This is a genomic window from Nonomuraea sp. NPDC049646 (assembly GCF_044465525.1).
Taxonomy (GTDB): Bacteria; Actinomycetota; Actinomycetes; order Streptosporangiales; family Streptosporangiaceae; genus Nonomuraea.
Genome location: NZ_JBITLU010000006.1, coordinates 480,398 through 507,272, shown reverse-complemented (window position 1 = coordinate 507,272; position 26,875 = coordinate 480,398). Strand labels below are relative to the sequence as shown.

The 26,875-nt window shown below is 70.9% G+C and carries 24 protein-coding genes; 14 read left to right on the top strand and 10 right to left on the bottom strand.

Translation table 11 applies throughout. The annotated features are described in order from the left end of the window. Positions 1 to 16: 16 nt before the first annotated feature. Complete coding sequence (gene galE / locus ACIBQ8_RS20890; protein ID WP_397170508.1) at positions 17 to 967, bottom strand: UDP-glucose 4-epimerase GalE; 951 nt, start codon at positions 965 to 967, stop codon at positions 17 to 19. A gap of 86 nt (positions 968 to 1,053) precedes the next feature. Between galE and ACIBQ8_RS20885 the strand changes: the two genes are divergently transcribed. Further along, the gene (locus ACIBQ8_RS20885; protein WP_397170506.1) at positions 1,054 to 2,367 is read left to right on the top strand and encodes a hemolysin family protein; all 1,314 of its coding nucleotides are present in this window, start codon (positions 1,054 to 1,056) and stop codon (positions 2,365 to 2,367) included. Between the two features lie 14 nt (positions 2,368 to 2,381). Next, positions 2,382 to 3,386, top strand: a complete 1,005-nt coding sequence (gene trpS / locus ACIBQ8_RS20880) for a tryptophan--tRNA ligase (protein ID WP_397170504.1) — start codon at positions 2,382 to 2,384, stop codon at positions 3,384 to 3,386. Between the two features lie 40 nt (positions 3,387 to 3,426). On the opposite strand, the gene ACIBQ8_RS20875 is transcribed toward trpS, so the two are convergent. The 3 genes from ACIBQ8_RS20875 to ACIBQ8_RS20865 all read right to left on the bottom strand — a co-directional run bounded on the left by ACIBQ8_RS20875 (position 3,427) and on the right by ACIBQ8_RS20865 (position 5,515). Further along, entirely contained in the window at positions 3,427 to 3,621 is a 195-nt protein-coding gene (locus ACIBQ8_RS20875; RefSeq protein WP_352362042.1) for a hypothetical protein, read from the bottom strand. Between the two features lie 95 nt (positions 3,622 to 3,716). Next, positions 3,717 to 4,907: a helix-turn-helix domain-containing protein gene (locus ACIBQ8_RS20870; RefSeq protein WP_397170502.1), complete on the bottom strand. Its 1,191-nt coding sequence runs from the start codon at positions 4,905 to 4,907 to the stop codon at positions 3,717 to 3,719. A gap of 80 nt (positions 4,908 to 4,987) precedes the next feature. After that, complete coding sequence (locus ACIBQ8_RS20865; RefSeq protein ID WP_397192739.1) at positions 4,988 to 5,515, bottom strand: MarR family winged helix-turn-helix transcriptional regulator; 528 nt, start codon at positions 5,513 to 5,515, stop codon at positions 4,988 to 4,990. Between the two features lie 92 nt (positions 5,516 to 5,607). On the opposite strand from ACIBQ8_RS20865, the gene ACIBQ8_RS20860 reads away from it, so the two are divergent. Beyond that, the gene (locus ACIBQ8_RS20860; protein WP_397192738.1) at positions 5,608 to 6,468 is read left to right on the top strand and encodes a haloalkane dehalogenase; all 861 of its coding nucleotides are present in this window, start codon (positions 5,608 to 5,610) and stop codon (positions 6,466 to 6,468) included. Between the two features lie 98 nt (positions 6,469 to 6,566). On the opposite strand, the gene ACIBQ8_RS20855 is transcribed toward ACIBQ8_RS20860, so the two are convergent. Next, on the bottom strand, positions 6,567 to 7,073 hold the full coding sequence (locus tag ACIBQ8_RS20855) for a MarR family winged helix-turn-helix transcriptional regulator (RefSeq protein WP_397170497.1): 507 nt from the start codon (positions 7,071 to 7,073) through the stop codon (positions 6,567 to 6,569). A gap of 61 nt (positions 7,074 to 7,134) precedes the next feature. On the opposite strand from ACIBQ8_RS20855, the gene ACIBQ8_RS20850 reads away from it, so the two are divergent. Together ACIBQ8_RS20850 and ACIBQ8_RS20845 are read left to right on the top strand one after the other, a co-directional pair. Next, positions 7,135 to 8,415 carry an amidohydrolase family protein gene (locus ACIBQ8_RS20850; protein WP_397192737.1) on the top strand — a complete coding sequence of 427 codons (1,281 nt, stop codon included), beginning with the start codon at positions 7,135 to 7,137 and terminating at the stop codon, positions 8,413 to 8,415. 31 nt (positions 8,416 to 8,446) lie between these two features. Then, positions 8,447 to 9,457, top strand: coding sequence for a YihY/virulence factor BrkB family protein (locus ACIBQ8_RS20845; RefSeq protein WP_397192736.1), 1,011 nt, complete (start codon positions 8,447 to 8,449; stop codon positions 9,455 to 9,457). 25 nt (positions 9,458 to 9,482) lie between these two features. Here the strand turns inward: ACIBQ8_RS20845 and ACIBQ8_RS20840 are convergent, their stop codons facing one another. Further along, entirely contained in the window at positions 9,483 to 10,475 is a 993-nt protein-coding gene (locus ACIBQ8_RS20840) for a D-alanyl-D-alanine carboxypeptidase family protein (protein ID WP_397170492.1), read from the bottom strand. Between the two features lie 198 nt (positions 10,476 to 10,673). Between ACIBQ8_RS20840 and ACIBQ8_RS20835 the strand changes: the two genes are divergently transcribed. Beyond that, positions 10,674 to 10,904: an SCO4848 family membrane protein gene (locus ACIBQ8_RS20835; RefSeq protein WP_352326812.1), complete on the top strand. Its 231-nt coding sequence runs from the start codon at positions 10,674 to 10,676 to the stop codon at positions 10,902 to 10,904. Here the strand turns inward: ACIBQ8_RS20835 and ACIBQ8_RS20830 are convergent. Then, positions 10,876 to 12,267 carry a peptide ligase PGM1-related protein gene (locus ACIBQ8_RS20830; protein ID WP_397170490.1) on the bottom strand — a complete coding sequence of 464 codons (1,392 nt, stop codon included), beginning with the start codon at positions 12,265 to 12,267 and terminating at the stop codon, positions 10,876 to 10,878. The two genes, ACIBQ8_RS20835 and ACIBQ8_RS20830, sit on opposite strands and share 29 nt — an antisense overlap. 485 nt (positions 12,268 to 12,752) lie before the next feature. Between ACIBQ8_RS20830 and ACIBQ8_RS20825 the strand changes: the two genes are divergently transcribed. Beyond that, complete coding sequence (locus ACIBQ8_RS20825) at positions 12,753 to 13,976, top strand: M20 family metallopeptidase (protein ID WP_397170489.1); 1,224 nt, start codon at positions 12,753 to 12,755, stop codon at positions 13,974 to 13,976. Between the two features lie 48 nt (positions 13,977 to 14,024). Here the strand turns inward: ACIBQ8_RS20825 and ACIBQ8_RS20820 are convergent, their stop codons facing one another. Beyond that, on the bottom strand, positions 14,025 to 15,905 hold the full coding sequence (locus tag ACIBQ8_RS20820; protein WP_397192735.1) for a Xaa-Pro dipeptidyl-peptidase: 1,881 nt from the start codon (positions 15,903 to 15,905) through the stop codon (positions 14,025 to 14,027). A gap of 288 nt (positions 15,906 to 16,193) precedes the next feature. Between ACIBQ8_RS20820 and ACIBQ8_RS20815 the strand changes: the two genes are divergently transcribed. The 6 genes from ACIBQ8_RS20815 (at position 16,194) to ACIBQ8_RS20790 (ending at position 23,061) form a co-directional block, all read left to right on the top strand. Continuing rightward, positions 16,194 to 17,264, top strand: coding sequence for a BMP family protein (locus ACIBQ8_RS20815; RefSeq protein WP_397170486.1), 1,071 nt, complete (start codon positions 16,194 to 16,196; stop codon positions 17,262 to 17,264). Positions 17,265 to 17,359: 95 nt separating this feature from the next. Beyond that, positions 17,360 to 18,967, top strand: a complete 1,608-nt coding sequence (locus ACIBQ8_RS20810; RefSeq protein ID WP_397192734.1) for an ABC transporter ATP-binding protein — start codon at positions 17,360 to 17,362, stop codon at positions 18,965 to 18,967. After that, positions 18,967 to 20,109 (top strand): ABC transporter permease, encoded by a 1,143-nt coding sequence (locus ACIBQ8_RS20805; RefSeq protein ID WP_364338261.1) that lies wholly within the window; start codon positions 18,967 to 18,969, stop codon positions 20,107 to 20,109. The genes ACIBQ8_RS20810 and ACIBQ8_RS20805 overlap by 1 nt, the downstream gene beginning before the upstream one ends. After that, a complete protein-coding gene (locus ACIBQ8_RS20800) occupies positions 20,106 to 21,395 on the top strand; it encodes an ABC transporter permease (protein ID WP_397170482.1) in 1,290 nt (429 codons plus the stop codon). Before ACIBQ8_RS20805 ends, ACIBQ8_RS20800 begins: the two co-directional genes overlap by 4 nt. Continuing rightward, positions 21,392 to 21,787, top strand: coding sequence for a cytidine deaminase (locus tag ACIBQ8_RS20795; RefSeq protein WP_364086124.1), 396 nt, complete (start codon positions 21,392 to 21,394; stop codon positions 21,785 to 21,787). The genes ACIBQ8_RS20800 and ACIBQ8_RS20795 overlap by 4 nt, the downstream gene beginning before the upstream one ends. A 2-nt stretch (positions 21,788 to 21,789) precedes the next feature. Then, on the top strand, positions 21,790 to 23,061 hold the full coding sequence (locus ACIBQ8_RS20790) for a thymidine phosphorylase (protein ID WP_397192733.1): 1,272 nt from the start codon (positions 21,790 to 21,792) through the stop codon (positions 23,059 to 23,061). 77 nt (positions 23,062 to 23,138) lie between these two features. Here the strand turns inward: ACIBQ8_RS20790 and ACIBQ8_RS20785 are convergent, their stop codons facing one another. Continuing rightward, positions 23,139 to 23,534, bottom strand: coding sequence for a MarR family transcriptional regulator (locus tag ACIBQ8_RS20785; RefSeq protein WP_358282389.1), 396 nt, complete (start codon positions 23,532 to 23,534; stop codon positions 23,139 to 23,141). A gap of 135 nt (positions 23,535 to 23,669) precedes the next feature. Between ACIBQ8_RS20785 and ACIBQ8_RS20780 the strand changes: the two genes are divergently transcribed. Next, complete coding sequence (locus ACIBQ8_RS20780) at positions 23,670 to 25,028, top strand: MFS transporter (RefSeq protein WP_397170479.1); 1,359 nt, start codon at positions 23,670 to 23,672, stop codon at positions 25,026 to 25,028. A gap of 49 nt (positions 25,029 to 25,077) precedes the next feature. Here ACIBQ8_RS20780 and ACIBQ8_RS20775 read toward each other — a convergent pair whose 3' ends face one another. Then, complete coding sequence (locus ACIBQ8_RS20775) at positions 25,078 to 26,787, bottom strand: hypothetical protein (protein WP_397192732.1); 1,710 nt, start codon at positions 26,785 to 26,787, stop codon at positions 25,078 to 25,080. Positions 26,788 to 26,875: the final 88 nt, after the last annotated feature.

Below are 26,875 nucleotides of genomic sequence, written 5' to 3'. Positions count from 1 at the left end.
ATAAACGCCGCCCACATCAGGCGTTCCCGGAAAGTGCCGTCCACGCGTCGGAGACGATGTCGCGCAGCGCCGCCCGCTCCGCCTTCCACCCCAGGTCGCGCTGGATCCGCGCGGACGAGGCCACCAGCACGGCCGGGTCGCCGGGCCGCCGGTCGCCGACGACGACCGGGATCTCGTGGCCGGTGACCTCGCGGCAGACCGAGATCACCTCCTGCACGCTGAACCCGGCGCCGCTGCCCAGGTTGTAGATCTTGTGCTCGCCCTCGGCGACCGCCTCCAGCGCCAGCAGGTGCGCCCGCGCCAGGTCGCCGACGTGGACGTAGTCGCGCACGCAGGTGCCGTCGGCGGTGGGGTAGTCGGTGCCGAAGACGCTCACCGAGTCGCGCTCGCCGGTGGCCACCTTGAGCACGTTCGGGATGAGGTGGGTCTCGACCGTGTGGCGCTCGCGGAAGCGGCCGTAGGCGCCGGCCACGTTGAAGTAGCGCAGGCTCACCGCGCCGAGCCCGCGGACGCCCGCATAAGCGCTCAGGGCGGTGTCCACGGCCAGCTTGGAGGCGCCGTAGGGGTTGGTCGGGCGCGTCGGGTCGTCCTCCTCGATGGGGGAGCGCTCGGGCTCGCCGTACGTGGCCGCCGTGGAGGAGAAGACGATCCGGCGCACGCCCTTGTCGCGCATCGCGTCGAGCAGGGCCAGCGTGCCGCCGAGATTGGCGGCCCAGTACAGGCCCGGCTTCTGCACCGACTCGCCCACCAGGGACTTGGCCGCGAAGTGCAGCACGGCGTCCATGCCGTCGAGCGCGTCGTGGGCGTTCGTGATCGACTCGCGCACGAACCGGGCGCCCTCGGGCACCGCGTCCTCGTGGCCCGTGGACAGGTCGTCGAGCACGGTCACCTCGTGCCCCGCCTCGACGAGCTGCGCGGCGACGACGCTGCCGACGTACCCGGCGCCTCCGGTGACCAACAGCCTCATGTGTACTCCTGTTTACATATGTTTGATTTTGTACGGCTTGCCGTTCAGCATACGCGGGAAACCCGCCGAGTACGCTGCCAACCACCATGTTTGACACCCTCGCGGCGAACATCGCCCTGGTCCTGCTCTTCATCCTGGTCGGCGGGTTCTTCGCGGGCGCGGAGATCGCGATGGTCTCCCTGCGCGAGAGCCAGGTCCGCAAGCTCGCCGAGCGCGGCCGGAGGGGCGAGCGCGTGGCCAAGCTCGCCCGCGACCCCAACCGTTTCCTGTCGGCGGTGCAGATCGGGGTGACCGTCGCCACGATGCTCTCGGCCGCCTTCGGCGCCGACCGGCTCGGGATGGAGCTCGTCCCGGTGCTCGAACGCTGGGGGGTGCCGCAGGCGGTCGCGCCCGTGCTCGGGCTCGTGCTGGTGACGCTGGCCATCTCGTACGTCTCCCTGGTGCTCGGCGAGCTGGCCCCCAAGCGGCTGGCCCTCCAGCGCACCGAAGGGCTGTCGCTGTTCGTCGCGCCCTTCCTCGACCGGATCGCCGCCCTGTCGCGCCCGGTCATCTGGATGTTGTCGAAGTCGACCGACCTGGTCGTCCGGCTGCTCGGCGGCAACCCGGAGGCCGACCGCGAGGAGGTCACCACCGAGGAGCTGCGCGACATGGTCGTCGGGCACGCCGAGCTCACCGCCGACGAGCGCAAGCTCATCGCCGAGGTGTTCGCCGCCGGCAAGCGCCAGCTCCGCGAGGTCATGCTGCCCCGCACCGAGGTCGAGTTCATGGACGCCGAGACGCCGCTGGCCGAGGCCGCGAACCTGGCCGCCGCGCTCCCGCACTCCCGCTTCCCCGTCTACCGGGACTCATACGACGAGGTCATCGGTTTCGTGCACGTGCGCGACCTGCTCGACCCCCAGCTGATCGGGCGTACGGAGCCCATCAGCGCGGTCGTGCCGATCCGGCCCGCCAAGTTCGTGCCCGCCTCCAAGCGCCTGCTGAGCACCCTGAACGAGATGCGCGACGAGGGCCAGCACCTGGCCATCGTGGTCGACGAGTACGGCGGCACCGCCGGCATCGTCACCATGGAGGACCTGGTCGAGGAGCTGATCGGCGACATCAGGGACGAGTACGACGTCGAGGAGGACGTCGTCGTCCTGCCCGCCGGCGAGATCGAGATCGACGGCCTGACCAACCTCAACGACTTCGCCGGCGAGACCGGCGTACGGCTGCCCGACGGCCCGTACGAGACGCTGGGCGGGTTCGTGATGGCCATGCTGGGGCACGTGCCCGCGGCCGGCGAGCAGGTGGAGATCCAGGGCTTCGAGCTGACCGTCACCGAGCTGGACGGCCGCCGGATAGCGCGGGTGCGGGTGAAACGCCGGGCCGCCGCCGAGTCGCCGCCCGACCAGGATTCCTGACACAATTGCCTGCTATGGCCAGACCTCGTGTTCTCTCCGGCATCCAGCCCACCGCGGACTCATTCCACCTGGGCAACTACCTGGGTGCGGTCCGTCAGTGGGTCACCATGCAGGAGACCCACGACGCCTTCTACTGCGTGGTCGATCTGCACGCGATCACCGTGCCGACCGAGCCCGCCGCACTGCGCAGGCGCAGCCGGGTGGCCGCCGCGCAGCTCTTCGCCGCCGGCCTCGACGCCGAGCGCTCGACCGTCTTCGTGCAGTCGCACGTGCGCGAGCACACCGAGCTCGCCTGGATCCTGATCTGCCTCACCGGCATGGGCGAGGCTGCCCGGATGACGCAGTTCAAGGACAAGTCGGCCAAGTTCGGCGAGAGCGCGGCCAGCGTCGGGCTGTTCACCTACCCGATCCTGCAGGCCGCCGACATCCTGCTCTACCAGGCCAACGCCGTCCCGGTGGGGGCCGACCAGAAGCAGCACCTGGAGCTCACCCGCGACCTGGGCCAGCGCTTCAACCACCGCTTCGGCGACACGTTCACGCTGCCCGACCCGTTCATCCTCAAGGAGGTCGAGAAGATCACCGACCTCCAGGACCCGACGGCGAAGATGTCGAAGTCGTCCTCCAGCCCGGCGGGCATCCTCGACGTGCTGGAGCAGCCGGGGCCGCTGCGCAAGAAGGTCATGCGCGCGGTGACCGACACGGGCTCGGAGGTGCTGTTCGACGAGGAGAACAAGCCGGGCATCTCCAACCTGCTGCGCATCCAGTCGGCGCTGACCGGCACGCCCATCCCCGACCTGGTCGCCCGCTACGAGGGCCAGGGCTACGGCACGTTCAAGAAGGACGTCGCCGAGGCGGTCGTGGAGACGTTCACGCCGATCCGGGAGCGCACGGAGAAGCTGCTGGCCGACGAGGCCGAGCTCGACCGCCTGCTGGCCGTCGGCGCCGAGCGCGCGGCCGCCGTCGCCCGCCGGACGATGGCCGAGGTCCGCGACCGGGTGGGCTTCCTGCCCAAGCTGTGACGCGGGAAGGGCGGCGGGTCGGCCGCCCTTCCTCCGGTCGTCACAGGCGCCGGTCGAGTGGCCGTACGCGCAGGCGGGCGCGGAGCGCGGCCAGGCTCCGGCCGGTCAGCCGCACACCGCCCGACACGGCGGTCCATCCCGACCGCCCCCGGCTGAACGCCCAGCCGGGGAACTCGCGCATGGCCTCCTCCAGCAGGCGTTCCATGACGACGTCAGCACTCGGCGTTGTGGTCATGGACGCACAGTGCCACCCCGGACCCGCTCGGTGACGAACCGCGGCGACAGATCTCCCGGTTCGGCCGCAGCGAACTCAGAGTTCGGTGGACGGCCTCACACGTCGATGTTGTGGCGTTCGGCGAGGAAGCGCACCTCCGGCGCCCACGACGGCCGCGCCCGGCGCACCAGCGAGCGCACCATCTCCCGCAGCAGCAGCTTGTGGTCGAGCTCCTCGGGGCTCTCGCGCTCGATCCGCAGCAGGTAGACCAGGCTCGCGGCGTCGTCGCCCAGGTCTTCGCAGGCGCGGGCGACGTGGCACAGATGCGTGGTGCGCCGCTCGATGGACGGGGTCCTGCGGATGTCGATGTCGTCGGCCAGCCGCAGCACGGCCTCGGGGCGGCCGGTGTCGTTCTCGATGCTGGCCATGTGGATGGCGACGTTGGTGGGGCCGAAGAAGGCCAGGTCGTAGGCGTCGGAGTGGTCGTCGGCGCGCTCGGCGAGCCGGGTGGCGACGCCGCGCACGGTCTCCCTGGCCTGCTCGTCGTCGCCGCCCCTGGCCGCGCTGATGGCGGCCAGCAGGTGCAGCGCGCCGAGGGCCTTGATGTGCCGTACGTCGCCGCCGGCCACATGGGGGTCGAGGATCTCGATGCCGCGCCGGGCCACGTCGTGGGCGATCTGGTGCATGTCGTCGGAGAGCATCGACTGGCCGAGGTTCCAGTGGGCCCAGGCGAGCATCAGCGGGTCGGCCGACTCCTCGGCGTAACGCATGGCCCGGTCGGCGGCCAGGTGCGCGAGATCCACCCGCTGCAGGTGCTTGAGCACCCCCCTGGCCAGCATGTACGCGTCCGTCGCCGTCCGGTAGGCCGCGGGGGTGCGCTCGGCCGCCAGGCTCTCGGCGTCGGAGACCAGCGAGGGCAGCGCGGCCATCAGGATCGAGTACCGGCGGGCCGAGGTGAACCAGGCGTTGCGCGCCGCCGCCACGCGTTCGGTCAGCTGCTCGGCGTCGGGCGGTTCGAGGTCGGGCTCGCCGGCGCGGCAGGCGAACAGGGCGCGCTCGATGTCGCGGATCTGCGGCCTGCTGGGCTCGTGGGAGTCGCGGGGGGTCTCGCCCAGGAGCACGGCGGTCCGTACGCCGAGGACCTTGGCGATCTCGCGGAGAAGGGGCAGCGACGGGGTGCGCTTGCCGTGTTCGATCAGCTCGATGTGCCGGGTGGTGCAGCCGGACTGGGTCGCCAGCGCGGTCGTGCTCATGCCCCTTCGTTCGCGCTGGAGCCGCACCATCTGCCCGGTGCTGATTTCGGTCATGGGGGTGACGCCTCCTGGCTCGGTCCCGACACAGCACAGGCTAGGGTCACCGGAGCGGCCCTGCCATGCGTTCCCCCTGGTCAGGAGGTATGTCGGCAAGCTCCCACGCCTCGGCTTTTACCAGTCTTTGCCCAACATTGAGGCGATCGGGAGTGGTGGTCGCGCAGCCGTCCGAGCAGCCCGACGAGCTGGTCGCGCTCGGGGCCGGTCAGGGGCGCGAGCAGCTCGTCCTGGACGTCGTCCACCAGCCCGTCGAGCCGGGTGAGCCGGTCGCGGCCGAGCTCGGTCATGGAGATGACGTTGCGCCGGCGGTCGGCGGGGTCGGGCGCGCGCTCGACGAGGCCGCGCTCGGCCAGCTCGTTGAGCAGCGCGACCATGTCGCTGCGGTAGATGCCGGTGAGCCGGCTCAGCTCGGCCTGGCTGGCCGGGCCGGACTCGCGCAGCGCGACCAGCACCGCGTAGTGCCACTTGCGCGCGTCGGCGCCCGCGAGCCGGTCGCTGACCAGCCGGTCGGCCTGCATCGCGACGTGGGCCAGCAGCCGGCTCGGCAGGCCGCGCAGGCGGGCGGGGGCGGCCCGGTCGGAGGCGTCGGACATGTCGTGGCTCATGCCGGTGATCCTATCCCGTTGCGTTAGTCGCACTAACGATGTAAGTTCGTTAGTGACATAAACGTTAGTGCTACGAACGAAAGAGACGTGTCATGCCTGTCGCCGAGGTGCTGGACTCGACCATGTACTACGAGGACCGGGGGGAGGGCGTGCCGATCGTCTTCCTGCACGGCAACCCCAACTCCTCCCACCTGTGGCGCAACGTGCTGCCCGGGGTGGGGCCCGGCCGGTTGCTCGCGCCCGACCTGATCGGCATGGGCCGCTCGGGACGGCCCGACCTCGCCTACCGTTTCACCGACCACGCCCGCTACCTCGACGCCTGGTTCGACCGGCTCGGCCTGGAGGACGTCGTGCTGGTCGGCCACGACTGGGGCGGCGCGCTGGCCTTCGACTGGGCGGCGCGGCATCCGGACCGGGTCCGCGGGGTGGCCTTCTTCGAGACCATCGTGCGGCCGATGAGCTGGAGCGAGCTGGGCGAGGGCCCGCGTGCCCGCAGCGAGCTGATCAGGAGCGAGGCGGGGGAGCGGCTGGTGCTCGACGACGACTTCCTGGTGCGGACGGCGTACACGGGCGGGGTGCTGAACCCGCTGAGCGAGGAGGAGCTGCGGCCGTACCTGGAGGCGTACGCGACCAGGGAGAGCCGCCGGCCGCTGCTGCAGTGGGCGCGCTCGATCCCGCTCGACGGCGACCCGGCCGACGTGGCCGAGGCCGTCGAGCGCTACGACAAGTGGCTGGCGAACAGCGACGAGGTGCCCAAGCTGCTGCTCACCTTCGACTCCTCGCCGACCCTGCTGATCCAGGGCGAGGTGCTCGACTGGTGCGCCCGCACGATCTCGGCCCTGGAGATCGAGCACCTGGGCCCGGCCGGTCACCACGCCCCGGAGGACCAGCCGGAGGCCATCGCGGCGGCGATCCGCTCCTGGGCCGACCGCCACGCCCTGCGCGCGACCTGACGCCCTGCGCGCGACCTGACGGCCGCGTCCGGCGGGCGCGCTGGGCGGGTCTGCGGGCCGGCGGAAGCGGCAGTGGCCGGCGAGAGCGGGGCGGCGGGTCAGCGGAAGCGGCGGCGGCCGACGGGGGCGAGCACCTCGCGCAGGGCGTCGGCGGCGGCTCTGACGTCCTGCTCCGGCACCCCGGCCAGCACCTCCTCGTGCGCCCGCGAGGAGGCGTCGAGGGCCGCCAGGGCCACCCGATGCCCCTCGGCCGTGAGCTGCACCCACCGGCTGCGCGCGTCGCCCGCGTTGGCCTCCCGCTCGACGTAGCCCGCCGCGGTCAGCCGCTGGAGCACGTTGCTGGTGCCCCCCGAGGTGAGCAGCAGCGCCTTGGACAGCTCGCTCGGCTTCATCCGGTGCGGCGCGGGCGTACGGGCGAGCGCGGCCAGCACGTCGAACTCGGCGTAGGTCAGCCCCAGCTCTGCCAGCTCCGCCTTGATCGCCTGCTCGAAGACCAGGTGCAGCCTGGACAGGCGCTTGCTCAGCTCCAGACCGGCGATCAGCGACGACGACAGCCCGGACTCCACCCAGCGCGGCACCATCGCGTCGATCTCATCCGGTTTCACGCCATCGAGAATACCCATCGGCAGATTGCTTTCTGAAAAGCTTCTCATTAAGCTTTTCGCCATGACAACGACGCTACTGATCAAGAACGGCACCGTGATCGACACCGAGCCAGAGCCCGTGGTGCTCGGCCAGGTCGACGTGCGCGTCGAGGACGGCGTGCTCGCCGAGGTGGGCCCCGGCCTGCCCGACGTCCCGGGCGCCGAGGTGATCGACGCGACCGGGCGGATCGTGCTGCCCGGGTTCGTCGACACCCACCGGCACACCTGGCAGGCCGGCATCAGGGCGGTCGCCCCCGACGTCGCCTTCGACGGCTACCTGAGCCGCGTGCTCGGCGAGCTGGCCCCCGCCCACCGCCCGGCCGACGTCTACGCGGGCAACCTCGCCGGCGCGCTGGAGTGCCTCGACACCGGCATCACCACCTTGCTCGACTGGTCCCACATCCAGCTCTCGCCCGCCCACACCGAGGCCACCGTGCGGGCGCTGCGCGAGTCGGGGATCAGGGCCGTGCTCGGCTGGTGCCACGGGGGCGAGCCGGGCGGGCTCGTCCGCGAGGGCCTGAGGGTGTACGAGGAGCACTTCGGCGCGGGCGGCGGCCTGGTCACCATGGTCGTCGCCGCGCTCGGGCCGGAGATCGTGGCGGAGGAACACGCGCTGGCCGAATGGCGGCTGGCCCGCGAGCTCGACCTGCCGGTCACCGTGCACATGGGCGTCGGCGGCCCGGACCAGGCCGCCCGCGGCCTGGCGTTCCTGGAGGCGAACGGCCTGCTCGGGCCGCGGACCACGTTCGTGCACGCCAACAGCTACACCGACGACGACCTCAAGCGCGTCGCGGCCGGCGGCGGCAACGTGTCGGTCTCGCCGGTCGACGAGATGACGCTCGGCCTCGGCTACCCGGTCAGCGGGCGGGCCAGGGCGGCGGGCGCCCCGACCGGGCTCGGCATCGACACGGTGAGCTGCGCGCCGGGCGACATGTTCAGCCTGATGCGGGCGGCGTACCTGCTGGAGCGCGGCCGGCCGGACGGCGGCGGCACTGGCTTCACCACCCGCGACGTGCTGCGCATGGCCACCGTCGAGGGGGCCGAGGTGGTGGGCCTGGGCGACGTCGTCGGCTCGCTGCGGCCGGGCAAGCAGGCCGACCTGCAACTGCTGCGCACCGACACCCTCGGCATGGCGGCGGCGCACGACCCGATCGCCGCCGTCGTGCTCAACGCCGACCCCGGCGTCGTGGAAACCGTGCTGGTCGGCGGGCGTGTCGTCAAGCGAGATGGGCAGATGCTCCATCAGGATCTGGCGGCGGTCCTCGCGTCACTGGCAGAATCGGCCGACGCCGTGACGAGGTGATCGTCCGCCTCCGGCGGGGGGTGAGGGCGTGATGACGAGTCTGAACGAGCGGATCGCGTCGCTGCGCGCCTGGGGCCGGACGACGCTCGACCACTGGCGGGTCCGCAGGCTGTGGATCGACCACCTGGTCAGGGCCGTGCGCCGCTACCAGCTCCAGGGCGGCGACCGGCTGGCCGGCTCGGTCACCTACTTCTCGTTCCTGTCCTTCTTCCCGCTGCTCGCGCTCGGGTACGCGGTGCTCGGCTTCACCCTCGACGCCAGCAGCGCGACCAGGGAGGCGCTGGAGACCGCCATCACCGAACGGCTCCCCGGCATGGCGGCCGACCTCAACCTGGAGCAGATCGCCGGCGCCAGGACGACGGCGGGCATCATCGGCCTCCTCGGCCTCCTGTACGCCGGGCTCGGCGCGATGGACGCGCTGCGCGCGGCGCTGCGCGAGATGTCGATGACCACGGTGCCGCCCCCGAACTTCTTCCTGGGCAAGCTGCGCGACCTGATCTCGGTCATCCTGCTCGGGGCGACGCTGGTCGTCTCCACGCTGGTGTCCGGGGCCGCGACCACGGTCACGGACAAGGTGCTCGACCACGTCTTCGGCGACAACTCGCTGCTCAGCACCGAGGGGTTCCGGATCTTCGTGGTGCTGGCGAGCGTCGTGGCCGACTGGGTGCTGTTCGTGATCCTGCTCGGCTGGGTTGCCAAGCCTGCCGAGCCGTTCAAGGTCATCGTCAGGGGCGCGCTGCTCGGCGCGATCGGGTTCGGGCTGCTCAAGCAGGTGGCGAGCCTGCTGCTCAGCACCACGCTCAGCAACCCCGTCTACGGCGCGTTCGCCGCCATCGTGGGGTTGCTGGTGTGGATGAACTTCTCGGCCAGGCTCGTGCTGCTGGCCGCCGCGTGGACGTCCACCACGGGGTTGTGCCCGCCGCCGTCCCCGTCGCCGATCCCGTCGCTCGGCGATCCGCTGGAGGTGCCGGCGGCCGACCCGGACCAGGCGGCCGGCCCCGAGTGCAGGGGCACGACCCCGCACCCGACCTCGGAGCCCTGACCGGGCCCCGACGCGACGCCTGGGGTCAGAGGCGGGACCTGTTGCGCTTGCGGCGGATGCCGAAGCCGAGCCAGACCAGCCCGAACAGCAGGCCGCCGCCGATGACGGCCGAGCCGACCGTCCGGGTGGAGTCGGTCTGCTTGGAGGCCGCCGTGTCCAGCAGCGGCGGCTGGGCGGCCGGCGTCACCCTCGACCCCGGCGCCGACGCCTGCGGCGCGGCCCGCACCTGGTCGGGCACCGGCTCGACGAGCTGCCCGACGGGGGTCGCCTTGCCCCTGACCGTGAAGCCCCAGTCGAGCAGCTTGGCCACCTCGTCCCAGAAGTAGCCCTCGTGCCGCATGATCGTGACGAGGATCGTGTGGCCGCCGCGGGTGGCCGCGCCGACGAAGCTGCCCTGCGCCTTGGACGTCCAGCCGTTCTTGACGCCGATCATGCCCTGGTAGCGCCAGAGCAGCTTGTTGTGGTTGCTGATCTCGTAGTAGTCCTTGGGCGCCGGAAACTTGGCCGTCTTTGTACTGATATATCGCCGGAAATCGGGGTTTGCGAGGCCGGCGCGGGCGATGAGCGCCAAGTCGTACGCCGAGCTGCTCTGCCCGGGTTTGTCGAGGCCGCTCGGCGTCTTGGCCACCGTGTCGTACGCCTGGAGCCGCCTGGCCTCGGCGTTCATGTCGCGCATGGTCTGGGCCACGCCGCCGTTCGTCTCGGCCAGGGCCATGGCCGCGTCGTTGCCGGACGACATCATCAGCGCCCGGAACAGGTCGTCGACCTTGTACGTCATCTTGGGCGTCAGCCCGACCGCCGTGCCCTCCTGGTTGCAGGCGTTCTGGCTCGGCCGGACCCTGCGGTTCTTGTCCAGCTTCGGCAGCAGCGTCAGCGCCGTGAGCGTCTTGAGCGTGCTCGCCGGCAGGTAGCGGCCGTGCGCGTCCTTCGCGGCGAGCACCTGACCCGTCTCCACGTCCGCGATGACGTAGGAAGTAGCCTTGCTCTTGGGAGGCGCCTTGACGCCTTGGGGTTGCACCAGCCCACGGCTTCCCAGCGCGTCACCGCCGACGGGTGTCGCCGGGGCGGCGGATGCGGTCCCGCTCGTGAGCGTGACCGCGGCGAGAAGTGCCGTAACCGGCACAAATTTCGTCCACATGGCGGTCTCAGCGTAGCTCCGTGTGAATGCCCATGTGGCGACACATTCCCCGGATGATCCGCCTTCGATACTGGAGAGATGACCATGTCACCAAAGATCGCCGGTTTCCTCGTCATCCTCGGCGTGTTCATGATCGTCGAGTGGATCAACCTCGGGTTTAACTTGGCCGACGGGCATCCCACCGGCTTCTACGTCGTGCACGGGATCCTGATCGGGGTCAACGTGATCCTCGGTGCGGTGCTGGCGGTGATCGGGTGGCGCGGACTGCGGGAGGCGGGGATCAGGCGTCGCAGAGAAGGCGGCGGGTGAGCGCGTGCAGCTCGTCGGCCTCCTCGCGCGAGTCGCCGATGGAGGTGAAGCCAAGCTTGCCGTACTCGGGGATGGCGCCGAGCAGGTGGAAGACGTTGCCCGTGCGCCGGTCGGCGTCGAAGCCGATCCCGAGCCGCCGGGCGGTGCGCATGACCTCGCCCGGCGTGCGGCCACGCAGGCAGGAGGAGGAGCAGTTGTCGGTCGCGGTGTAGTACTTCGGCTGGTCCCCGGCCATGAGCAGGCCGGTGGCCGGGTCGTACCTGGCGCCGGTCGTCAGCACCACCGCGCCGTACGGGTGCGTCGTGCCGCCGATGCGCAGGTTGATCTCGCACAGCAGCGCGGCGTACCCGGCGTCGGCCTTGAGGGCGAAGAAGTCCATGCCGAACAGGCCGACCACGCCCCGCTCGGCCAGGATGGCGGCGATGCGCCCGGCCGACTCGCCCACCTCGTGCCGGTACTCGGGGGCGGCGGGGAACGTGCAGCCCTGGTAGACGTCGTTGTTGGGGCCGCCGAGCACCTGGTCGTGGGTGGCCAGGACGGCCGCGTGCCCGCCTGGCGTGATTCGGGCCAGGGCGCTCGGGTAGTAGAGCGGGCGATGTTCGATGAACTCCTCCACCACCGCGCCGCGCTCCCTGATCTTCGTCGTGAAGCTCGTCCAGGTCTCCCCGGCCGCCGAAAATCGGGTCAGCGAGCGGTCGGCCTTGTCGACGATGGCGTTGCCGAGGCCGGAGTAGCCGTCGTTGAGCTTGACGATCACCCGCTCGCCCGGCAGCGAGTCGATGGCCTCGTCGATCGCGATGATGCTGTGCACGTCGCCGAAACCGCGCGCCATGGGCACGCCGGCCTCGTGCCCGACCTCGCGGGCGCCGCTCTTGGAGCCGTAGTAGGCCAGCGCGGTGGCGGGGCCGTAGATGGGGACGTTGAGTGACGCGGCCAGCTCCTCCTCGGTCTCGCTGAGGACGAACGGCACCAGCCAGGCGTCGGCGTCGATCGCCGACCGTAACCGTTCGAGGACGTCGGGTCGGCGCAGCAGCGTCCGGGTGAGGGGTTGCGACCAGGGCTCGTCGAGACTGATGAGCTCCAGGCGCTTGGCGGCGTCGTCCGGGTCGGGGAGGAAGCCGAGGTAGTAGTCGATGATGTCGGGATCGATCGGCGCGGAGGAGAGGTAGATCACCTTGACCCCGGGTTCCCGGAGCGTCAGGAGGAGGAAGAGCAGGCGCTCCTCGTACGACCGGGCTGCCGTGATGCGGCGCAGCTCGTCCTGCGGCAGGGAGAGCGAGGGTACGACCACCAGGGTCCCCTCGCTCGGCTCGAAGATGCTCAACCCGGCATACTTCTCCCCGAACGGGATATTAGTGATCATATAGCGAGTGAAACACGCATTCTTCACAAATGCAGCAAGCGCCAAAGTGTCATGACCATGACAGAAGGTGACAGGATTCGAAATCGGTGAGCACGTTTGGAAGTGGCGACATCGGGTCACCATCTAATGATCCCTTGTGACTATTTTCCGGATCAGGCAGGCATGTGCGGAACGTGACCACCTGCGGTTACGGGCATGCCGTCGGCCAACTTTTGGTGTATCTGTCGGCGCGAAGGCGCACGGGAGCGATAAAGTCAGAAGCATCGCCACCGGGCTCACGGCTTACCGCCGTGCACCCGGGCTGCTGCGACCGATGAACGCGAAGCCCGTGCTGACGATCTCGCACCGAAACCTACGGGTGTGGCTTTCTTTCGCCGAGCGGCCGCCTCAACCAGGTGGCTGCCGCAGGATGGAATTTTTCGAGAGCGTCATGAGCCGCCGTCCGTGCGTGGGACGCGCGGCCTCGACGGGATGGATGGTGACATATGCGGGGACGTGAGCTGCGGGGAGAGCTGGACGCGTTCCTGGCGGAGATCGAGCAGGAGCTGGTGGCGTTCCGTCGCGACCTTCACATGCATCCTGAGCTCGCCTTCGCCGAATACCGCACGACCCAGCGCATCGCCGACCGGCTGACCGCCGCGGGGCTGACGCCGTCGGTGCTGCCGCGCGGCACCGGCCTCATCTGCGACGTGGGCAGCGGCGACGGGCCCACGGTCGCGCTGCGGGCCGACATCGACGCGCTGCCGCTCCAGGACGAGAAGGACGTGCCCTACCGCTCCACCGTCCCCGGCGCGTGCCACGCCTGCGGTCACGACGTGCACACCACCGTCCTGCTCGGCACCGCGCTCTTCCTGGCCCAGCAGGCCGCGGCGGGGCTGCTGCCCGGCCGGGTCCGGCTGATCTTCCAGCCCGCCGAGGAGCTGCCCGGCGGCGCCCTTGAGGTCATGGCCCACGGCGGCATCAGCGGCGTCGACCGCATCTTCGGCCTCCACTGCGACCCGCGCGTCGACGTCGGCCAGCTCGGCCTGCGGAGCGGCCCGATCACGTCGGCCTGCGACAAGATCGTCGTCAGGGTCTCCGGCCCCGGCGGCCACACCGCCCGTCCCCACCTGACGGCCGACCTGGTCTTCGCCCTGGCCAAGATCCTCACCGAGCTGCCCGCCGCGCTGTCCCGCCGGATCGACCCGCGCTCCTCGCTCAGCCTCGTCTGGGGCCGGGTCGAGGCGGGCTCGGCGGCCAACGCGATCCCCGACGACGGCATCGCCGAGGGCACGATCCGCTGCCTCGACGAGAACGCCTGGCACGCCGCCCCCGACCTGATCAAGGCCCTGCTGGAGTCCGTCGCCGGCGCGTACGGCGTCGAGGCCGTGATGGACTACACGCGCGGCGTGCCGCCGGTCGTCAACGACGAGGTCAGCGTCGAGATGCTGGCCGAGGCGGCCGAGCGGGCGCTCGGCGCCGGCGCGGTGGTGCCCACCCAGCAGTCGCTCGGCGGCGAGGACTTCGCCTGGTACCTGGAGTCGATCCCCGGCGCCTTCGCCCGGCTGGGCACGCGCTCGCCCGACGGCGTCACGTACGACATCCACCAGGGCACCTTCGACGTCGACGAGAAGGCGATCGCGATGGGCGTGCGGGTGATGGCCGCCACCGCGCTGACCGCGCTGTGGGACGTCGGCCCGATCGACTCCATCAGCAACGCCATGGCCTGAGCGCCGCAGCGAACGGCCCGCCGCGTCGCGCGGCGGGCCGTCGGCGGTTCAGGCGAGCCGGCCGAACACCACCGGCAGCCGCAGGGACGAGTGCCCCGGCGACACGGTGACCCGGGTGCCCGCCGGATAGCGCAGGGTGTAGTCGCGGTCGGTCGAGATGATCACCAGGCCCAGCCGGTGGCCCTTCTTGAACAGGTAGTCCTTGGGCTGGAAGTCCCAGGTGAAGGTGTACTCCTTGCCGGGGCGCAGCGGTTCGGTGCGGTCGGCGCGGTGGCGGTTGCGCACGTCCAGCCACCCCCTGGAGACGATCTTGTACGCGGTCGTCGCCGTGCCCAGCCGCCGCAGCGTCGTGCAGCCCGTGTCACCCGGGACGCCCTCGCCGTAGCAGTAGGTCTGGCCGGTCGACAGCAGGGTGCCGTCCGGGCGCACGTCGGTGCCGTAGTCCACCAGCAACGCCGTCAGGTACGGCGAGGCGCCGTCCTTGAACGAGGCCCGTACCGAGACCGTCGGGGTGCCGGAGATGCGCACGTCGGCGGGCAGCTCGCCGGTCCGGTACGCCAGCCGGTTCGGGTCCGGCCCGGTCGCCTCCACCAGTTGCTCGGCCGTCCGCGCGCTCTGGTCCACGAAGGACTCCGCGCGCGACAGCGGCCGGGGCAGCAGGCCGAGACGTTCGCCGGCGGCCGGGTGCAGCGCGACCGTGGTGGCCCCGGGCAGCGGCCAGGAGGCGTGCTGCTGCCACTCGCCGACGCCGATCTCCACGTCGGCCTGCGGCTCGCGCATGATGCCCGAGTCGATGCCCTGGAGCCAGTAGTCGAACCAGCCGTGCAACTGGCGCAGCCACTCGGCGGTGCGCAGGTTGAAGGGGTTCATGTGGGTGCCCTGGTGCAGCCAGATCTTGCGCGGCACGTGCCGCTCGGCCAGGGCGTACCACCATTGGGCGAACTGCTTGGTCTTGACGTTCCAGTCGTTGAGCCCGTGCACGAGGAAGACGCTGGCCTTCACCTTGTCCACGTCGTTGAGGTAGTTGCGGGCGTCCCAGAGGGGGCCGTAGTCGCCGGTGATCCGGTCCTGGCCCGCGGTCAGCGCGTCCATCCTGGCGCCGCAGACCTCGAAGCCCCTGTCCCTGGTCAGCACGAACTTGGCCAGGACGTCGAGGTCCTCGCCCTGGTAGCCGCCGGGGGCCAGGACGCCGCCGTTGGCCCGGTAGTAGTCGTACCAGCTGGAGATGGCGGCGATCGGCACGATCGTCTTCAGGCCCTCGACGCCGGTCGAGGCGACGGCGTTGGGCAGCGTGCCGTTGTAGGAGACGCCGATCATGCCGACCTTGCCGGTGGACCAGGTGGCGCTGACCTCGTTGCCGGCGGCGTCGAAGCCGCGGGCGCGGCCGTTCAGCCAGTCGATGGCGGCCTTCGGGCCGGCGGTCTCGTTCCGGTCGCCGGAGGACGGGCAGCCGGTGGCGCGGGCGCTGCCGACGTTCTCCACCAGGGCGATGGCGTAGCCGCGGGGCACGAAGTAGTTGTCGTAGTAGCCGTCGAAGGGCTCGGGGGCGAGCTTGTTCGACGGGGACTTCAGGGTGGGCAGCGGGTTGCCGTTCGCGTCGACGTCCACCGGGTGGTTGGGCACGTCGTTGCCGGGGGCGTAGTAGGGGCTGGCCTCCATGATCACCGGGACCTTGAGGCCCTGGTCGGTCTCCTTGGGGCGCAGGATGTCCATGGCGACGCGGTCGGGCTGCCCGTCGTCGTCGCTGTCGGTCCCGGCCACCTCGACGAAGACCGTCTGCTTGACGGCGTCGGCGCGGGAGAAGACGGGCTGGGTGGCGTTGTTCTCGATCTTGAGGGCAGGGGTGGCGGCCGTCGCCGGGGCGGGTCCGCCCAAGGTCACGGCGAGAATGGCGACCAGCGGGACGGCCAGTGTCTTCCAAGGCTGCATACGGGGCTCCGATACGAAATTTCCACCGTTGATCGGAATCTCTGCCATGATCGACCGCTCGGCAAGGGGCCCTTCCATACCAAACTTGGGCAAAACTTTCCGGGTGCCGTCCCAAGTGCCTGAACCCAGATTCAGGTCACGGACGCGCTTGATGTCGATAACGGAGCGGTTGCGACCCTGTGTGCCGGTTTGGTCTGCCCTGGTCAAGCAACTATCTTCCGTGCAGGTGCCGTACGTTTCTTCGCGCCTGCGATGAAGTTCGACGGCGAGGAAATGGAAGGAGTCGCCTTGCTCGGCAAGCGATTCAGCAGGATTGCCGTCGGCTCGGTAGCCGGCGTCATGCTCATGTCGGCCGCGGCCTGCGGCGGCGGCGATGGTGGCGGCACTTCGGCGAGCACGCAGCCGAGCTCCGGCGCGAGCAGCGAGGCCCCCAAGGGCGGCCTGAAGGTCGGCCTGGCGTTCGACGTCGGCGGCCGTGGCGACAAGTCGTTCAACGACGCCGCCTACGCCGGCCTGGAGAAGGCCAAGACGGAGCTGAACGCCGACATCAAGGAGCTCAGCCCGGCCGCTGACGGCTCCAACCGCGGCGACCTGCTGCGCCAGCTCGCGGACGCGGGCTACAACCCCATCATCGGTGTCGGCTTCGCCTACGGCGACGACATCAAGAAGACCGCCGCCGAGTACCCCGACGTGCAGTTCGCCGTCGTCGACTCGGCCTCCAACGGCCCGAACGTGACCGGCCTGCTGTTCGCCGAGGAGCAGGGCTCCTACCTGGCGGGCGTCGCGGCCGCGACCAAGTCGAAGGCCGGCCACGTCGGCTTCGTGGGCGGCGTCGAGAACGACCTGATCAAGAAGTTCCAGGCGGGCTTCGTGATGGGCGCCAAGTCCGTCAAGTCGGACATCAAGATCGACATCAAGTACCTCACCCCCGACGGTGACTTCTCCGGCTTCAAGGCCCCCGACAAGGGCAAGGTCGCGGCCGAGAAGATGTACCAGGACGGCGCGGACATCGTCTACCACGCCGCCGGCGACTCCGGCCTCGGCGTGTTCCAGGCGGCGGCCGCGGCCAAGAAGAAGGCCATCGGCGTCGACTCCGACCAGCGCCAGACGGTCAAGGAGACCGACCTCCAGTCGGTCATCATGACCTCGATGCTCAAGCGCGTGGACGTCGGCGTCTTCGAGTTCGTCAAGGCCTTCCAGGGCGGCGCCAAGGGCGGCAGCAACACCGTCTACGACCTCAAGGTCGACGGTGTGGGCCTGTCCACCACCGGTGGCGAGATCGACGACATCAAGGACAAGCTCGACGCTGCCAAGAAGGACATCGTCGACGGCAAAATCACGGTTCCGTCCAAGCCGTAATCTGGGTAGGAACGGACGACCGAGGGCCCGGAGTCCCCACTTCGGGCCTTCTGGCTATCCGCCCCGTCCGCCCCCCATGCTCTAGGAGAGGCGAAATGAGCTCGGACACCCTCGCCGCGGTGCAGCCCGCCGTAGAGCTGGAGGGCATCACCAAGCGTTTCCCCGGCGTCGTCGCCAACCACGACATCCGCATCACCGTCGAACCCGGCACGGTCCACGCGATCGTCGGGGAGAACGGCGCGGGCAAGTCGACCCTGATGAAGATCCTCTACGGCATGCAGAAGCCGGACGAAGGCACGATCAGGGTCAACGGCCGGGAGGTCAGCTTCCGCACCCCCAGCGACGCCATCGACGTCGGCATCGGCATGGTCCACCAGCACTTCATGCTGGCCGACAACTTCACCGTGCTGGAGAACATCGTCCTCGGCGCCGAGCCCACCAGGGCCGGCGTGCTCGACACCGGCAGGGCGCGGGCCCGCATCGCCGAGCTGGCCAGCAGCCACGGCCTGCGCGTCGACCCCGACGCGCTGGTGGAGGACCTCGGCGTCGGCGACCGCCAGCGGGTGGAGATCCTCAAGGTCCTCTACCGCGGCGCCCGCATCCTCATCCTCGACGAGCCGACGGCGGTCCTCGTGCCGCAGGAGGTCGAGGAGCTGTTCGAGAACCTGCGCGAGCTCAAGGCCGAGGGCCTGACCGTCATCTTCATCTCGCACAAGCTCGACGAGGTGCTCAACATCGCCGACGCGATCACCGTGATCCGCCGCGGCACCACCGTCGCCAGCGTCAACCCCGCCGAGGTGACCGCCCGCCGGCTCGCCGAGCTGATGGTCGGCAGCGAGCTGCCCACGCCGGAGACCCGCGAGTCCACCGTGCGCGAGAGCGTCACGCTGAGCGTGTCGCGGCTGACGATGGAGGCCGACGGCTTCCGTCCCGTCCCCCGGGGCACCTCCGTCGACCTGTACGTCGACAAGCTGCGCGAAGAGGGCAAGCGCCTGATCCTCGACGACGTCTCCTTCGACATCCACGCGGGCCAGATCCTGGGCATCGCCGGCGTCGAGGGCAACGGGCAGTCCGAGCTGATCGAGGCGATCATGGGCATGCGTCCCGCCCACGGCACGATCACCCTCGGCGGCGTGGACATCAGCGCCTGGTCCACGCTGAAGCGCAGGGAGGCCGGCATCGGCTACATCCCCGAGGACCGCCACCGGCAGGGCCTGCTGCTGGAGGCGTCCCTGTGGGAGAACCGGGTGCTCGGCCACCAGACCAGGCCACCGGCGCGCAGCGGCATCTGGGTCGACCGCCGCGCCTCCAAGGCCGACACCGAGCGCATCGTCAAGGAGTACGACGTGCGCACCCCCAGCGTGGACACCCTGGCCCTGGCCCTGTCCGGCGGCAACCAGCAGAAGCTGATCGTCGGACGCGAGATGAGCGGCGAGCCCTCGTTCCTCATCGCCGCTCACCCCACCCGCGGCGTGGACGTCGGCGCCCAGGCCGCCATCTGGGACCACCTGCGCAACGCGCGGGCCGCCGGCCTGGCCGTGCTGCTGATCTCGGCCGACCTCGACGAGCTGATCGGCCTGTCCGACACGATCAGGGTCATCCTGCGCGGCCGGCTCGTGGCCGAACTCGATCCTTCCGACGTCACGCCCGAGCGGCTTGGCGGCTACATGACCGGCGCCATCGCCGGCACTGAGGAGACGTGATGCCCGCCGGGCTCAACCGGGCGCTGCTCACCGTCGCAGGCGCCGTCGTCGCCATCGTCCTGGCGATCGCGATCTCCAGCGTGGCGATCACCGCGGCGGGCGCCAGCCCGATCGACGCGTTCGCCGCCTTCTTCAACTTCGGCGAGACCGAGCGGTCGGTGTCCAACGGCATCGCGGCGTTCCTCAACCGGGCGGTGCCGCTGTTCATCGCGGGTCTGGCGGTGGCCGTCGGCTTCCGCATGAACCTGTTCAACATCGGCGTCGAGGGCCAGTACCGCATCGCGGCCATCTGCGCGGCCTTCGTCGGCTCGACGTTCACCGCGCCGAAGCCGATCCAGATCCTGGTGATCATCGTCGTCGCGGCCGTCGTCGGCGGCGCGTACGCGCTGATCCCCGCGGTGATGAAGGTGACCCGCGGCGTGAACGAGGTGATCTCCACGATCATGCTCAACTACGTCGCGATCGCTCTCTCCTCCTACCTGGTCCGCGGGCCGTTCACGGGCGAGCGGGCCGCCGGCCAGCTCACCACGACCACGCCGCAGCTCCCCGAGTCGGCCATGTTCCCCAACCTGAACTTCGTCTTCGACTGGTTCGGGCTGCTGGCGCCCACCCGCGGCGGCGGCGTGTGGGGCTTCCTGCTCGTGGCCGTCGTGCTCGGCCTGGTGGTCTGGGTCGTGCTGGAGCGCACCCGCTTCGGCTTCAACGTCAAGGCCAGCGGGCTCAACGGGCCGGCCGCCTTCGCCTCGGGCGTCAACCCGAAGAAGATGGTCATCGCGGCCATGGTGCTGTCCGGCGCGATCGCGGGGCTCATCGGCCTGCCCGAGATCCTCGGCGACAAGGGCGCCTTCAACTCCAACTTCACCGCCGGCCTCGGCTTCCTCGGCATCGCGGTGGCGCTGCTGGGCAGGAACAAGCCCGTCGGCATCGCGATCGCCGCGCTGCTGTTCGCCTTCCTCGACCGGGCGCAGGGCGCGCTGCAGATCGCGGACGTGCCGTCGTCGGTCATCACGATCATCCAGGGCGTCATCGTCCTGCTGGTGGTCATCGCGAACGAGGTGACCAACCGCATCGCCATGCGGCTTGAGGAGCAGCGGGCCGCCCGGCAGCTCGACACGAACAGACCGGTTGAGGTGGCAGCATGAGCAGGGTCGGCAAATACCATGTGGCGCTGCTCGGCGTCGCCGCGCTCATCCTGCTGCTGTCGCTGGTGCGGATCATCTCCGGCCAGGACGACCTGACCTCCTCCGGCACGTTCAACGCGGCGCTGCTGCTCGCGGTGCCGATCGGCCTGGCCGGTCTCGGCGGCCTGTGGGCCGAGCGGGCCGGCGTGGTCAACATCGGCCTCGAAGGCATGATGGTGCTCGGCACCTGGTTCGCCGGCTGGGCCGGATACCAGTGGGGCGCCGTGGCCGCGCTGGTAGCCGGGCTGCTCGGCGGCGCGCTCGGCGGGCTGATCCACGCCATCGCGACCGTCACGTTCGGCGTCGACCACATCATCAGCGGCGTCGCCATCAACCTGCTCGGCCCCGGCATCACCCGCTTCCTGTCCGAGGTCCTCTACGGCGAGGGCACCTCGGCCAGCGCGAAGGGCGCCGGCATCACCACCTCGCCGGCGATCAGCTCGGGTGCGCCCGAGGTGAGCCTGCCCGTGCTGTCGGACGGCCCCGACCTGCTCGGCAAGCTGGAGAGCACCCACTGGTTCCTGCTCTCCGACCTGGCCGGCATCCTGCGCGGGCTCACCCACGACGTGAACGCGCTGATCATCCTGGCCGTGCTGCTGCTGCCGGTGACGTACCTGGTGCTGTGGCGCACGTCGTTCGGGCTGCGGCTGCGGTCGGCGGGGGAGAACCCGTGGGCGGCCGAGTCGCTGGGCGTGAACGTCTACCGGATCAAGTACCTCGCGGTCGTCGTCTCCGGCGCGTTCGCCGGGCTCGGCGGCGTGTTCCTGGTCTTCGTCTCCAACAAGTACGTCGAGGGCCAGACACAGGGACGCGGCTTCATCGGCCTGGCGGCCATGATCTTCGGCAACTGGCGGCCCGGCGGGCTCGCGGCCGGCTCGTCCCTGTTCGGCTACGCCAGCGGCCTGCAACTGCGCAGCTCCGGCGAGGCCAACGCGGTCACCACGTTCTTCCTGTTCGGCGCGCTGCTGCTGGTGGTCTACATCGCGCTGCAGATCCGCAGGCTGGTCGCGCCGAGCCAGCCGGCCGAGATCGTGGCCAGGGGCGTCAAGGACTACACCGTGATCGCCGCCGCGGCGGTCGGCGCGCTCCTGCTGTTCTGGCTCTGGCGGACCGTGGAGACGCTGCCGGGCGAGTTCGTCTTCATCACGCCACACGTGCTCACGCTGCTCGTGCTCCTGGTCGCCTCGCAGCGTCTGCGGATGCCCAAGGCCGACGGCGTACGCTTCCGTCGGGGGGATCAACATTGAACATCGATTGGGACGGCCTGCGCGCCGAGGCCGCCACGGCCATGCGCAACGCCTACGCGCCGTACTCCAAGTTCCCGGTGGGGGCGGCGGCGGTCGTCGACGACGGCCGGATCGTCACCGGCTGCAACGTCGAGAACGCCTCCTACGGGCTCGGCCTGTGCGCCGAGTGCGGGCTGGTCTCGGCGCTGCAGATGTCGGGCGGCGGCCGGCTGGTGGCCTTCACCTGCGTCGACGGCCACGGCGAGCTGCTCATGCCGTGCGGGCGCTGCCGTCAGCTCCTGTACGAGTTCGGCGGTGAGGACCTGCTGGTCGAGACCGTCGACGGCCCCAAGCGCATGGCGCAGATCCTGCCGTACGCGTTCGGCCCCGACGACCTCAGCAGGAGCTCGTGACCATGGACGCCATCGAGGTCATCCGCGCCAAGCGCGACGGCGGCGAGCTCACCACCGCCCAGATCGACTGGGTGATCGCCGCCTACACCCGCGGTGACGTGGCCGACGAGCAGATGTCCGCCCTGGCCATGGCCATCCTGCTCAACGGCATGAACCGGCGCGAGATCGCCGACTGGACGCAGGCCATGATCCGGTCGGGCGAACGCATGGACTGGTCGATGCTCGACCGGCCCACGGCCGACAAGCACTCCACGGGCGGCGTCGGCGACAAGATCACGCTGCCGCTGGCGCCCCTGGTGGCGGCGTGCGGGGCGTACGTGCCGCAGCTGTCCGGGCGCGGGCTCGGGCACACCGGCGGCACCCTGGACAAGCTGGAGTCCGTGCCGGGCTGGCTGGCCTCGCTCTCCAACGAGCAGATGCTGCACGTCCTGCGCACGGCCGGCGCGGTGGTCTGCGCGGCGGGCTCCGGGCTGGCCCCGGCCGACAAGAAGCTCTACGCGCTGCGCGACGTCACCGGCACCGTCGAGTCGATCCCGCTGATCGCCTCGTCGATCATGTCGAAGAAGATCGCCGAGGGCACCGGCTCGCTGGTGCTCGACGTGAAGGTGGGCTCCGGGGCGTTCATGAAGACGACCGAGAGCGCCCGCGAGCTGGCCGAGACCATGGTCGCGCTCGGGAGCGACGCGGGCGTGCGCACGGTCGCCCTGCTGACGGCCATGGACCGGCCGCTCGGCCGCGCGGTGGGCAACGCGCTGGAGGTCGAGGAGTCGATCGAGGTGCTGGCCGGCGGCGGGCCGTCCGACGTGGTCGAGCTGACCGTACGGCTGGCGCGCGAGATGCTGGCGGCGGCCGGGGTCTCCGGCAAGGACCCGGCCGACGCGCTGCGCGACGGCTCGGCCATGGACGCGTGGCGGCGGATGATCTCCGCCCAGGGCGGCAACCCCGACGCGGTCCTGCCGCGGGCGGCCGAGACCATGACGGTCGCGGCGCCGTCGTCCGGCGTGCTGGCCCACCTCGACGCGTACGCCGTGGGGCTGGCCGCCTGGCGGCTCGGCGCCGGACGGGCGCGCAAGGAGGACCCGGTGTCGTTCGGGGCCGGGATCGTGCTGCACGCCAAGCCCGGCGACCTGGTGCGCGAGGGCCAGCCGCTGATGACGCTGCACGCCGACGAGACCGCCAGGTTCGAGCGGGCGCTGGACGCGCTGTCGGGCGGCTACGAGGTCGCCGAGTCGGGGCGCGAGCTGCTGCCCCTGGTCATCGACCGCATCGGCTGACCGCCGGAAGCACTCATGCGCGGCGGCCGGACCCTGCCCGGGGACGGCCGCCGCCGCCTTTCCCGGCCTCGTACCGGCTAGGTGGTGACGGCGGGGACCTCGGGCACGTCGGTGAAGACGCCCGCGAGGACGGCGCGCTGCGTGGGCAGCGCCTCGGTGTAGCGGGCGCGCCCCTCGTCGGTGATGCAGACGAACACGCCCCGGCGGTCGGAGTCGCACGTGCCGCGGGTGACGAACCCGCTCTTCTCCAGCCTGGCCACGACCCTGGACAGGGCGCTCTGGCTCAGGTGGACCTCTTCGCAGAGCTCCTGGATGCGCAGCTTCCTGTCGTGGTGGACGATCCGGTCGAGCACCTCGAACTCGCTGGGCCCGAGGCCGTGCCGCTCGCCCAGCTCCCGCTCCAGCGCGCACATGGCCTTCGCGTGTTTGGCCAGGACGTAATGCCAGGTCTCGACCACGAACTCCTCGTCCATGTCGCGGAGGTTACCATCTCGCGAAGATTCATGCAACGGCATTAAATGCACTTGCATTAGATGCTGACGCATGTATTGTTCTGACTCATGTCCTCTTCCTCATCCCGTTGGGGCGCGCTCGCCGTGCTCTGTGCAGTGATCTTCCTTGACGCCCTTGACGTCTCCATGGTCGGTGTCGCCCTGCCGGCCATCCAGCACGATCTGGGCCTCAGCACGTCTTCCCTGCAGTGGGTGGTCAGCGGCTACGTGCTCGGCTATGGCGGTCTTCTGTTGCTCGGGGGCAGGACCGCCGACCTGCTCGGGCGGCGCAGGGTGTTCCTGGTCGCTCTGGGCGTCTTCGCCGTCGCGTCGTTGCTGGGTGGTGTCGTGGACGACGGGGGCCTGCTGATCGCCGCCCGGTTCGTCAAGGGTGTGGCCGCCGCGTTCACCGCGCCCGCCGCCTTGTCGATCATCACCACCACGTTTCCCGAGGGCCCGGAGCGCAACAAGGCGTTGAGCATCTTCACCGCCTGCGGCGCGAGCGGCTACTCGCTCGGCCTCGTGCTCTCCGGCCTGCTGACCGAGATCGGCTGGCGGTGGACGCTCCTCATGCCGGTGCCGGTCGCGATCATCGCGCTGATCGCCGCGTTGAAGGTGCTGCCGAAGGGCCGGGAGGAGCGGGCCGAGGGCGGCCACGACCTCGTCGGCGCCGTGCTGATCACCGCCTCGATGCTGCTGCTGGTCTTCACCGTCGTGCAGGCTCCCGAGGCCGGTTGGGCCTCCTTCCAGACGATCGGCTCGCTGGTGGCCGTCGCGGTGCTGCTCGGCCTGTTCGTCCTCACCGAGCTGCGGATGAAGCACCCGCTGGTGCGGCTCGGCATCCTGCGCTCCGGCCACATCGTCCGGGCCAACCTGGGGCTGCTCATCCTCATGGGTTCGTACGTGGCCTTCCAGTTCGTGGCCATGCAGTACTTCCAGAACCTGCTGCACTGGTCGGCGCTCGGCACGGCCCTGGCGTTCCTGCCCGCGGGCCTGCTCGTCGCGGTCAGCTCGACCAAGATGGGCGACTTCGCCGACAGGTTCGGCACCGGCAAGCTGATCGTCATCGGCGCCGCGGCCCTGGCCGGCGGTTACGCGATCTTCCTCGGCATCGACGAGACGCCGAGCCTGGGCGGCCTGGTGCTCCCCGGCATGGTCCTGCTGGGCATCGCGTTCGCCCTGTCCTTCCCCTCGCTGAACATCCAGGCCACCAACGGCGTGGACGACGACGAGCAGGGCCTGGCCTCCGGCCTGCTCAACACCTCCGGCCAGGTCGGCGGCGCGATCGTGCTGGCCGTGGTGACCGCCGTGCTGACCTCGGGCGGCGAGACGCTGTCGATCGGCGCGCTGCGCTCGGCGATCGTGGTCGCGCTGGTGCTGGCCCTGGTCGGGCTGGTGATCTCGGCCACCGGGCTGCGCTCGCGCAAGGCCGCCGCGGTCGAGGCGGAGGACGTGAAGGTCTTCGAGGCCGTCTGATCCTCGTTCCGCCGGGAAGAGGGTTCCGCCGGGGGCGGGGCCCTCTTCCTCAGTTCTCCAGGGCGCCGATCGGGTCGGAGTAGTCGATCCACTCCGTCGCCGAGTCGCCGAGGTCGGCGCTCTCGCCGGTGCGCACGTCCACCTGGACCAGGTAGACGTCCTCCTCGTCCCACAGGCGCACGAGGACCTTGTCGCGGCTCAGCCAGCGCTCCACCCTGATCACTTCGAGGCCGTCGACGTCCAGGCGGGGGCGGGGGCCGCTGACGCGGCCGGTGCGGGCGTCCATGGTGACCAGCCGGTCGTCGGCCGTCACCAGGGCCAGGGAGCGGCCGTCGGGGGCGAGCGCGGCGCCGTGCTCGATGAGGGCGGGGTCGATCCGGAAGCCCTTCGCGCGGGCGCCCGCGCCGTCCAGCCTGAGCGTGCTGACGGAGGCGTGGCCCGGGACGGAGGTGGTGTCCCGGCGCTCGGCGACCACCCGCGTGCCGTCGTCGTGGACGGCCAGGATCTCGACGTCCGCGCCGCGTACCGTGCGGGTCGTGCCCGTGCGGAAGTCGAGCACCGCGCTGTCGTCGGCGTCGCCGAAGGACAGCGCGAAGTAGCGGCCGTCCGGGGAGGAGCTGATGTGCGCCTCGCCGTCCCCGGCCGTGGCGTCGATGCGCTTGACCACGCCCGTGGGCAGGTCGTGGACCAGGTAACGGCCCTGCGGGTTCTGGTAGGCGAGCCGGTGGCCGTCCTGGCTGAGTGCCAGCGGCATGGACGCGCCGGTGGCCGGGTCGTAGCCGGCCCGCGCCTTCGGCAGCCGCCATTCCGCGCCCGAGCGGGTCGTGAGCACCCACTGGCCGCACGGCTGCGGGTCGCGTACGTCGGCGTCGGCGTCGCGGCAGTAGCCCGGGAAGGCGAAGCGGACCGGGTCGGGGAGCGCGGCGGGCAGCGGGGCGCGGATCTCCTGGCCGGGGGCCCGCGTCCCGGGGTCGAAGGGGGAGCGGGCCGTCGCCTCGTCCATGCAGTCGGCCAGCGCGGACAGTCCCGCGGCGATCGTGGCGACCACGGCGGCGACCAGGCCGAGGGAGGCGACCGTCCACGCCGACGCCCGGATCCTGCGCCGCGCCGTGACCCGGCGCAGGACGGTCTCGGCGAGGTCGGCGGGCGGCATCCCGGCGGCCAGGCCGAGCAGGGCGGCCCGCAGGGCCGGATCCCCGGGGGCGGCGTCCTGGGCGCCCGCCGCCGGGGCGGCGGGCCCGGGAGCGGGGCCGAGCGTCCAGGGGGAGGCGGACGTCGCGCCGTTTCCCGGCCGGTCGCCGTCCTCGGACGGTGTCGCGGGGTCCTCCGGCAGGTCCAGGGGGTTGTCGAACAGGGTCGGGTGGGTGGCTCGGAGCTGGGTGCGGGCCCGTCGCAGCTCGTCGTCCAGCGCGCCGACCCACAGGCCCGTGACCTGGGCCGCGTGCGGCAGGCTCAGTCCGTCGTGGAAGGTGACGACGACGGCCGCGCGGGTCCGCGGGGCGAGCCCGGCGAGCACATGGCCCTCCGGGATCGGCCAGGGCGCGCCCGTCGCGCCCAGGAACCGTCCGTACAGCTCGCGCAGCACCGCGTCGGACGGGCGGTGGTAGCGGATCGCGGACCACCGGCGGCAGGACGCGACGAGGGCCGCGGTGGCCAGCTCGCGGGCCTGGTCCGCGTCGCCCGTCAGCAGGTAGGCCGTCCGAGCGAAAGAGGGCCCAAAAGACGCCAGAAAAGGCGATAAGTCGTGGGATTTGCTCACTTGTATGACTCCTTGGAGGTTGATCAGCGTAGAGGCAGTCCCGGCTGCGCGGAAGTGCCCGGGAAACCCGGGCCGATCCGCCGCCAGG

Excerpts from the sequence above, each read along its gene's own strand:
- galE (WP_397170508.1), bottom strand. The coding sequence starts at position 967 with ATGAGGCTGTTGGTCACCGGAGGCGCCGGGTACGTCGGCAGCGTCGTC.
- ACIBQ8_RS20885 (WP_397170506.1), top strand. The coding sequence starts at position 1,054 with ATGTTTGACACCCTCGCGGCGAACATCGCCCTGGTCCTGCTCTTCATC.
- trpS (WP_397170504.1), top strand. The coding sequence starts at position 2,382 with ATGGCCAGACCTCGTGTTCTCTCCGGCATCCAGCCCACCGCGGACTCA.
- ACIBQ8_RS20875 (WP_352362042.1), bottom strand. The coding sequence starts at position 3,621 with ATGACCACAACGCCGAGTGCTGACGTCGTCATGGAACGCCTGCTGGAG.
- ACIBQ8_RS20870 (WP_397170502.1), bottom strand. The coding sequence starts at position 4,907 with ATGACCGAAATCAGCACCGGGCAGATGGTGCGGCTCCAGCGCGAACGA.
- ACIBQ8_RS20865 (WP_397192739.1), bottom strand. The coding sequence starts at position 5,515 with ATGAGCCACGACATGTCCGACGCCTCCGACCGGGCCGCCCCCGCCCGC.
- ACIBQ8_RS20860 (WP_397192738.1), top strand. The coding sequence starts at position 5,608 with ATGCCTGTCGCCGAGGTGCTGGACTCGACCATGTACTACGAGGACCGG.
- ACIBQ8_RS20850 (WP_397192737.1), top strand. The coding sequence starts at position 7,135 with ATGACAACGACGCTACTGATCAAGAACGGCACCGTGATCGACACCGAG.
- ACIBQ8_RS20845 (WP_397192736.1), top strand. The coding sequence starts at position 8,447 with ATGACGAGTCTGAACGAGCGGATCGCGTCGCTGCGCGCCTGGGGCCGG.
- ACIBQ8_RS20835 (WP_352326812.1), top strand. The coding sequence starts at position 10,674 with ATGACCATGTCACCAAAGATCGCCGGTTTCCTCGTCATCCTCGGCGTG.
- ACIBQ8_RS20830 (WP_397170490.1), bottom strand. The coding sequence starts at position 12,267 with ATGATCACTAATATCCCGTTCGGGGAGAAGTATGCCGGGTTGAGCATC.
- ACIBQ8_RS20825 (WP_397170489.1), top strand. The coding sequence starts at position 12,753 with ATGCGGGGACGTGAGCTGCGGGGAGAGCTGGACGCGTTCCTGGCGGAG.
- ACIBQ8_RS20820 (WP_397192735.1), bottom strand. The coding sequence starts at position 15,905 with ATGCAGCCTTGGAAGACACTGGCCGTCCCGCTGGTCGCCATTCTCGCC.
- ACIBQ8_RS20810 (WP_397192734.1), top strand. The coding sequence starts at position 17,360 with ATGAGCTCGGACACCCTCGCCGCGGTGCAGCCCGCCGTAGAGCTGGAG.
- ACIBQ8_RS20805 (WP_364338261.1), top strand. The coding sequence starts at position 18,967 with ATGCCCGCCGGGCTCAACCGGGCGCTGCTCACCGTCGCAGGCGCCGTC.
- ACIBQ8_RS20800 (WP_397170482.1), top strand. The coding sequence starts at position 20,106 with ATGAGCAGGGTCGGCAAATACCATGTGGCGCTGCTCGGCGTCGCCGCG.
- ACIBQ8_RS20790 (WP_397192733.1), top strand. The coding sequence starts at position 21,790 with ATGGACGCCATCGAGGTCATCCGCGCCAAGCGCGACGGCGGCGAGCTC.
- ACIBQ8_RS20785 (WP_358282389.1), bottom strand. The coding sequence starts at position 23,534 with ATGGACGAGGAGTTCGTGGTCGAGACCTGGCATTACGTCCTGGCCAAA.